The organism is Streptomyces sp. NPDC002577 (assembly GCF_053594815.1).
This window is the reverse complement of the sequence record NZ_JBSFWK010000047.1, coordinates 63,877-70,552: the sequence shown is the minus strand read 5'-3', so window position 1 is coordinate 70,552 and position 6,676 is coordinate 63,877. Positions and strand designations below refer to the sequence as shown.

The 6,676-nt window shown below is 70.6% G+C and carries 6 protein-coding genes; 4 read left to right on the top strand and 2 right to left on the bottom strand.

Annotated elements, in window-relative coordinates:
* Positions 1 to 428: 428 nt before the first annotated feature.
* The 4 genes from ACWD4J_RS36590 (at position 429) to ACWD4J_RS36575 (ending at position 3,889) form a co-directional block, all read left to right on the top strand.
* Positions 429 to 1,265 carry an SDR family NAD(P)-dependent oxidoreductase gene (locus ACWD4J_RS36590; RefSeq protein ID WP_451399832.1) on the top strand — a complete coding sequence of 279 codons (837 nt, stop codon included), beginning with the start codon at positions 429 to 431 and terminating at the stop codon, positions 1,263 to 1,265.
* 98 nt (positions 1,266 to 1,363) lie between these two features.
* The gene (locus ACWD4J_RS36585; RefSeq protein ID WP_451399831.1) at positions 1,364 to 2,185 is read left to right on the top strand and encodes an SDR family NAD(P)-dependent oxidoreductase; all 822 of its coding nucleotides are present in this window, start codon (positions 1,364 to 1,366) and stop codon (positions 2,183 to 2,185) included.
* A 44-nt stretch (positions 2,186 to 2,229) separates the two neighbouring features.
* Positions 2,230 to 3,159, top strand: coding sequence for a cyclase family protein (locus tag ACWD4J_RS36580; protein ID WP_451399830.1), 930 nt, complete (start codon positions 2,230 to 2,232; stop codon positions 3,157 to 3,159).
* 103 nt (positions 3,160 to 3,262) lie between these two features.
* Complete coding sequence (locus ACWD4J_RS36575; RefSeq protein WP_451399829.1) at positions 3,263 to 3,889, top strand: cysteine hydrolase; 627 nt, start codon at positions 3,263 to 3,265, stop codon at positions 3,887 to 3,889.
* A gap of 129 nt (positions 3,890 to 4,018) precedes the next feature.
* On the opposite strand, the gene ACWD4J_RS36570 is transcribed toward ACWD4J_RS36575, so the two are convergent.
* Positions 4,019 to 4,885 carry a MaoC/PaaZ C-terminal domain-containing protein gene (locus ACWD4J_RS36570; protein WP_451399828.1) on the bottom strand — a complete coding sequence of 289 codons (867 nt, stop codon included), beginning with the start codon at positions 4,883 to 4,885 and terminating at the stop codon, positions 4,019 to 4,021.
* 197 nt (positions 4,886 to 5,082) lie between these two features.
* Positions 5,083 to 6,591 (bottom strand): class I adenylate-forming enzyme family protein, encoded by a 1,509-nt coding sequence (locus ACWD4J_RS36565; RefSeq protein ID WP_451399827.1) that lies wholly within the window; start codon positions 6,589 to 6,591, stop codon positions 5,083 to 5,085.
* Positions 6,592 to 6,676 lie beyond the last annotated feature (85 nt).

The following is a 6,676-nucleotide window of genomic DNA, read 5'->3' as shown; positions in this document are numbered from 1 at the left end:
CACGAGGGCGCTCCGGCGCCTTGCGATCGCACGCACCAGACACCGCGAGGCCCGCCCTCCGGGCGGACGACGGGAATTTGACGACAGGGCCTAGGGCCCCCCGCGGCGGCGAGGTGACAGCAACACGCTCTGCGCCAGGTCTTGTGACCTCGCGTCACCTCGCACACAATCCTCTGAGGTTCCGAAGCCAACTTCGAAATATCGAAATCAATCCGTGGGACGCGGTGGCGAGGTCGTCCGACGCGCACTTGACGCCCCGTCAGCCTGTACCACCCTCGGCGACACCTGCGCGCCTCCACACACTGTGCATCCGTCCCAGACCGCCGCACGTGGGGCCCGGCCACCGGCGCGCGCCCTGGGCTTTCGAACGCACGACGCACCACCGCCCACCGGCACCTCCCCGACACGCCGCCCTTCCTGGAGCGACCATGACGCAGAACCCGGAGACCGCGGACCTGCCCGACGGCGACGCTGTTGTCGACTACCCCGGCCGACTGAGGCTCGACGGCCGCGGCATCATCGTGCTGGGCGCGGGCCAGGGAATGGGCCGGCAGGTCACCCACGCCCTCACCCAGTGCGGGGCCCAGGTGCTGGCAGTGGACCTCGAAGAGGCCCGCGCCGCACAGGTCGCCAAGGAGACAGGCGCCCTCGCCTGGTCCGGCGACGCGACCTCCCGCGACGATGCCGAGCGCCTGTGGCACGACGCCGAGGAACGCCTCGGGCGTATCCACTCCGTCGTCGACATCATCGGCATGAGCCGTTACAAGGACCTCCTCGCCACGACCGACGAGGACTGGGCCTGGCATCAGAACATCGTGCTGCGGCACGCCCTGCTGGCCATCCGGTACGGCGGCCGGCACATGGCCGCCCAGGGCGGCGGAACGATGACCTTCGTCGCCTCCGTCTCCGGCCAGACCGGAGCACCCATGCACGCCGCCTACGGCGCCGCCAAGGCCGGGCTGATGGCCCTCGTCCGCTCCGCGGCCGTCGAACTGGGGCCCAGGGGCATCCGTGTCAACGCCGTCGCACCCGGGACCGTCTGGACCCCGCGGGTCTCCGGATACCTCGGGGCCAAGGGACACCGGACCAATGCCGACAACGCGCCCCTGCGCTCCGTCGCGCTGCCGTCCGACATCGCCGCCGCGCTGCTCTTCCTCACCAGCGACCTCGCCCGCTACGTCACCGGCCAGGTGCTCACCGTCGACGGAGGGGTCAGCGCGAAGTTCCCCTACCCCATGCCCGACATGAACGTCGCCCCGCACTGAGCCCAGCATCCCAAGCCCACATCCGTCGCGCCCCGCCCGCGTGACTCACCGAACCAGCGCAGGCGAAGGGGCCCGTGCAGGCGACCCAGGAGGAAGACATGCCCGAGACCCGGACCTCGTCCCCCGATCTGGCGGCGCTGAGCCTGACCGGCAGGACTGCCGTCGTCACCGGCGCGGCGTCCGGCATCGGACGCGAGACCGCCCTCGTCCTCGCCCGGGCGGGCGCCGCCCCGGTGATCTGTGACATCGACGCGGCGGGTCTGGAGAAGACCCGTCAGGAGCTCATCGGCCTCGGCGTCGAGGACCCTCTCACGGTCGCGGTCGACCTGCGCAACCGCTCCGCCGTCGACGCGCTCGCACAGCAGGCCGCGGCCCGGCACGGCAGCCTGGACATCTGGGCCAACATCGCGGGCGTCATGCGGACGGGGCTGGTCACCGACACCACCGAGGAAGACCTCGATCTCGTCCTCGACAGCAACCTCAAGGGCACCTACTTCGGCTGCGCTGCCGCGGCCCGCATCATGACCGCCCAGCGCTCCGGCGCCATCATCAACACCGCCTCGGCCGGCGCCGACATGCCGGCCGCCGGCATCTCCGCCTACGCGATGTCCAAGGCGGCGGTGCTCATGCTCACCCGCAGCCTCGCCACCGAGGTCGGGCGCTACGGCGTGCGGGTCAACAGCATCGCCCCCGGTTTCGTCGACACCCCCATGGTCAGCCACAACTTCGTCCGCTCCGACGGCGCCGTGAACCGCGAGGCCCGCGAGGCCGTGTTCACCGACCGCGCCGCGCAGTCACCGCTCGGCGTCACGGGGGAGCCCTGGGACATCGCCATGGCTGTCCTCTACCTCGCCTCCGACGCGGCACGCTTCGTCACCGGCCAGACGCTGCGGCCCAACGGTGGCGTCGTCATGCCGTGACACCGCTGCGTACCGCACTCTCCACCCACCCTCAGGAGGCCCCCGTGCCCATGCCGGCCGAGTTCACGGAGATCGCCAAGCGCGTCAACAACTGGGGCCGCTGGGGCGCCGACGACGAGATCGGCACCCTCAACCTGATCACCGACGAGGTGGTCAGGGAGGCCGCCAAACTCATCCGCACCGGCAAGCGCATATCCCTGGCCCTGCCGCTGCAGCAAGACGGCGTGCAGACCGGGGCCATGCCCGGGCGCACCAACCCGCTGCACACCATGACCCAGATCAACTACGAGATCTTCGGCCCGGGCACGGTCGCCAGCACCGACGACACCGTCTCCATGGGCCTGCAGGCCGCCACCCACTGGGACGGTCTGACGCATGTCTCGTACGAGGACCGCCTCTACAACGGCTTCTCCGCCAAGGACTCCATCACCGCCCACGGCGGCGCCGAAAAGCTCGGGATAGAGAAGGCCAAGCACATCGCCTCGCGTGGTGTCCTGCTCGACGTCGCCAGGGCCTACGGCGTCGACCGACTCGACGACGCCCTCGCGATCGGGCCCGCCGAACTCGAAGCGGCCGAGGAACTGGCGGGCACCGCGGTCCGCTCCGGCGACATCGTCCTGGTACGCACCGGGGTGATGCGCAGCTATCTCGCAGGTGACAAGACGCGGTACTACCCGCCGGCGGCCGGGCTCTCCCTCCACGCCCCCGAGTGGTTCCACGCCCGCGATGTCGCCGCTGTCGCTGTCGACACCGTGGCGTTCGAGATCTTCCCGCCGGAGATCGAGAACTGCTTCATGCCGGTGCACGCGCTGCACCTCGTGGAGATGGGCATGCTCCAGGGCCAGAACTGGAACCTCGAGGAGCTCTCCGAGGACTGCGCCGCCGACGGCGTCCACGCGTTCTTCCTCGAGGCCTCACCGGAGCCCTTCGTCGGCGGCAGCGGCACCCCGGTGAACCCGATCGCCATCAAATGACCTGCGCCGACCGGCGCCGGCAGGGGGCCCACGGCGCAGGCTCTGGAGAACGTGGGGCGCTTCGTCGGCGACTGAGGCCTGCCCGGCCAGAGAGGGATGATCGATGCCGATCGCACTCGCCGAGCTCGTCACCCCGGCGTCCACCGTGCTGCTCACCCAGGAGGTGCAGCGCGGGGTCGTCGGCAAAGACAGCGCACTGCCCGAACTGGCCGAGGCCGCCCGGGCGACGGGGGCTCTGGAGAACATTGCACGCCTGGTCGGCGCTGCCCATGCCGCAGACGTTCAGGTGCTGCATGCCATAGCGGCCCGCCGGGCGGACGGCAGGGGGGCCAACCGGAACGCTCGGCTTTTTCGTGCGGCCGAACGCAGGCCCGTCATCCAGCTCCTCGGCTCGCCGATGGTGGAACTGGCCGAAGAGGTGCCGCGGGACGCACGCGACCTGGTGAGCACGCGGCTGCACGGCCTGTCTCCGATCGCCGGTACCGACGTGGACGCGCTGCTGCGGAACCTGGGGTGCCGCACGCTGGTCGTGGTCGGGGTCTCGTCGAACGTGGCCATTCCGAACGCCGTCTTCGACGCGGTAAACCTGGGATATCAGGTCGTGCTGGTCCGGGATGCGGTGGCCGGGGTCCCGCCGGAGTACACCGACGTGCTGATCGCACACTCGCTGTCGTTGGTCGCCACGGTCACCACGACGGCGGACCTGGTCACCTGCTGGACCGGCGGCTGAGTTCGCGAACGGCGCGCCGGCGGGCGTCGGTCGACGTCCGCCGGCGAATTGGGCAGCTGTGCACCTCGGCCATCGGCGCGGGGCGGTATGCGCTGTCCGTGTGGAAGGCGGCGCCGCGCCTACGCGCCATCATTCGCGGTATTCGACCACGCAGTTGCTCAGCACCGAGGCGTCGTCCCGGTCTGCCGCGGTGGCTCGGACCAGCAGGCGCGTGCCTGGCCCCTGCCAAATCCGTACGCGCATGGTCTCGCCCGGAAAGAACACGCCGGCGAACTGGCCGCGGTAGCGCGCCACTCGGGACGCATCGCCTCCCAGACAGGTGTCCACCGCGGCTTTGAGTACCAGGCCGTAGGAGCACAGGCCGTGCAGGATGGGGCGGTCGAATCCGGCCGCGGCAGCGAACGCGGGCTCGGCGTGCAGCGGGTTGCGGTCGCCGCTGAGTCGATACAGCAGGGCTTGGTTCGGCCGGGTCGGCTTTTCGACGACGAACTCCGGGGCGCGGTCGGGCGGGGGGAAGGTGGTCGTAGGGCCGCGATCGCCGCCGAAGCCGCCTTCGCCGCGGACGAAGATCTCGTTGCGGGAGGCGTAGAGGGGCGTGCCGTCCGGGAGCGTCGCGGTGGACTCGATCACGATCACCGCCGCCTTGCCCTTGTCGTACACGGCGCTGACGCCGCTGGAGACGATCGCTGTGCCCTGGGCAGGGATCGTGCGGTGCACGATGACCTCCTGGCCGCCGTGCAGGACAGCCTTGAGGTCGAGCTTCAGGCCCGGCAGCGCGTTCAGCCCGCCCTTCCCGACCACGCCGCCGCCCACCACGGTGGCGAAGGACGGAAGCACCTGCAGGTCGCGCTCGTATGTGTAGCGGAGTTCCTTGGGATCGGTGGCACTCGCGCCGGCGCCGATACCGAGGTGGTAGAGGAGAACATCGCGGTCGGTCCAGCTGACCTCACGAACGAGGGGAGGGGCGTCGAGTGCCACGGCCGTGTCGATGGGCATAATGCGGCGTCCTCTCTCGGGCCGGCTTGCGGCAGCCCGGGTCAACGATTGGGAAGCGCAGCCTAGTTAGATCTAATATATATAAAATAAAACTTAGGGTCTGCTGGCTGAGGGACCTCGTGCCGAGGTTGCTGGGTGCCGCTGCGAGGTGCGGCGCCTCGTGCGGTGCGAGGCTCGGTGACGCCGGCCCCGGCCGATCAGGCCCACGCGCGTTGCTCGAGGTGCGCGAGGAGGCGGCGATCGACTTTGTCCATGGAGGTCAGCGGCAGCTCCGCGGCCAGACGCAGCGCTTCCGGCAGCTTGTATCGGGCCAGCCGGAGAGCAGCGAAGGCACGGAGCTCGTCCAGGGTGACCGCGGGTACGCCCGGTCTGGGCACCACCACGGCGACGCCGATCTCTCCCATGACGGGATCCGGTCGGGGGACCACCGCGACTGCCTGCACGCCGGGGTGGTCGAGGAGCACGGACTCGACCTCGTGGGGGAACACGTTGTAGCCGCCCCGGATGTACATGTCCTTGATCCGCCCGGTCACGCGCAGGCAGCCGTCTTCACCGAGGAACCCCAGGTCTCCGGTGCGGAGGTGCCGGTCGGGCGAGAGAACCCGCGCGGTGGCCTGCGGGTCGCGCCAGTAGCCGGCCATGACGGTGTCTCCGCTGAGTACGATCTCACCTGTCTCGCCGAGGCCCATCCGGTGTCCGGTGTCCGGGTCCCGGATCTCCAGGGTGATGCCCGGCCGGGGTCGGCCCGCGGTGTGCAGGGTCTCCTCCTCCGGTGCGTCGAAGCGGGTGAGGGTGCCAAGACCGCCGGACTCGGTCAGTGAGTAGCGGACGGAGTATCCGGCATCGAAGCGCGCCCGGGCTTCCCGCACGGTGGCGGCGGGGGAGGGGCCGCCGCCGACCATGAGCCCGCGCACGTGGCTGAAGTCGTAGCTTTCGAAGGAAGGATGGTGCAGCAGCAGAGAGATCTGCGCGGCAACCCCTCCTATGTAGGGGACACGCTTCCGGGCGATCACCCGCAGTGCGTCCGCGGCTCGCCAGTGCCCCAGCACATGCATGGTCGCTCCCGCCTGGAGGTGCCCGGCCAGTTTGGTCATGAAGCCCACGTGCGGCAGGCCGGTAGCGACGAGCAGCGGCCCGCCCGTTCCCCACTGTCCCCCCGTGTCCATGGCGGTGATCGCGGCGATCTGGCGGCTGGCGAAGAGGGCTCCCTTGGGGGCCCCGGTGGTGCCCGAGGTGAACACCACGGTCTCCGGCCGGTCCAGGTCCTCGGCCGGCTCCGGAGGCGGTGCCGTGTCCTCCAGCAGGCCGTGCCAGACTACGGAGGCCTCGCGTGCGGGGACGCAGCGGAGGACCGGGCAGCCCGAGGGCACGCCCTCGGCCAACTCCTCAGTGGCGAGAACCAGCTGGGGAGCGGCAGCGGTGAGGACGGCAGCCCGCTCGGCAGGGCGCAGGCGCGGATTGACCCCCGTCGTCACGGCGCCGATCCGGGCCAGCGCCAGATACGCGGCAACATACTCGGCACCGGCAGGCAACGACAGTGCCACCAGGTCGCCCGCGCGCACGCCCTGCCGGGCGAGGCCGGCCGCGAGGCGGTCGACGAGCATGTCCAGCTGCCCGTACCGAAGCGCCAGCGACTCGTGAACCAGCGCCATACGCCCGGGGAACCGATGGGCCGCGGCGCGGAGTGACGAGGACAGTACGGTCATATCGGCTCCCTTCGCCAACCCGTGGCGCCGGAGTGCGACGCACGGGTGAGAGACCGCGGTTCAGAACACCTCGGGTAGGAACGCT

Bases quoted from the DNA above. Each gene is read 5' to 3' on its own strand.
- ACWD4J_RS36590 (WP_451399832.1), top strand. From the start codon at position 429: ATGACGCAGAACCCGGAGACCGCGGACCTGCCCGACGGCGACGCTGTT.
- ACWD4J_RS36585 (WP_451399831.1), top strand. From the start codon at position 1,364: ATGCCCGAGACCCGGACCTCGTCCCCCGATCTGGCGGCGCTGAGCCTG.
- ACWD4J_RS36575 (WP_451399829.1), top strand. From the start codon at position 3,263: ATGCCGATCGCACTCGCCGAGCTCGTCACCCCGGCGTCCACCGTGCTG.
- ACWD4J_RS36570 (WP_451399828.1), bottom strand. From the start codon at position 4,885: ATGCCCATCGACACGGCCGTGGCACTCGACGCCCCTCCCCTCGTTCGT.
- ACWD4J_RS36565 (WP_451399827.1), bottom strand. From the start codon at position 6,591: ATGACCGTACTGTCCTCGTCACTCCGCGCCGCGGCCCATCGGTTCCCC.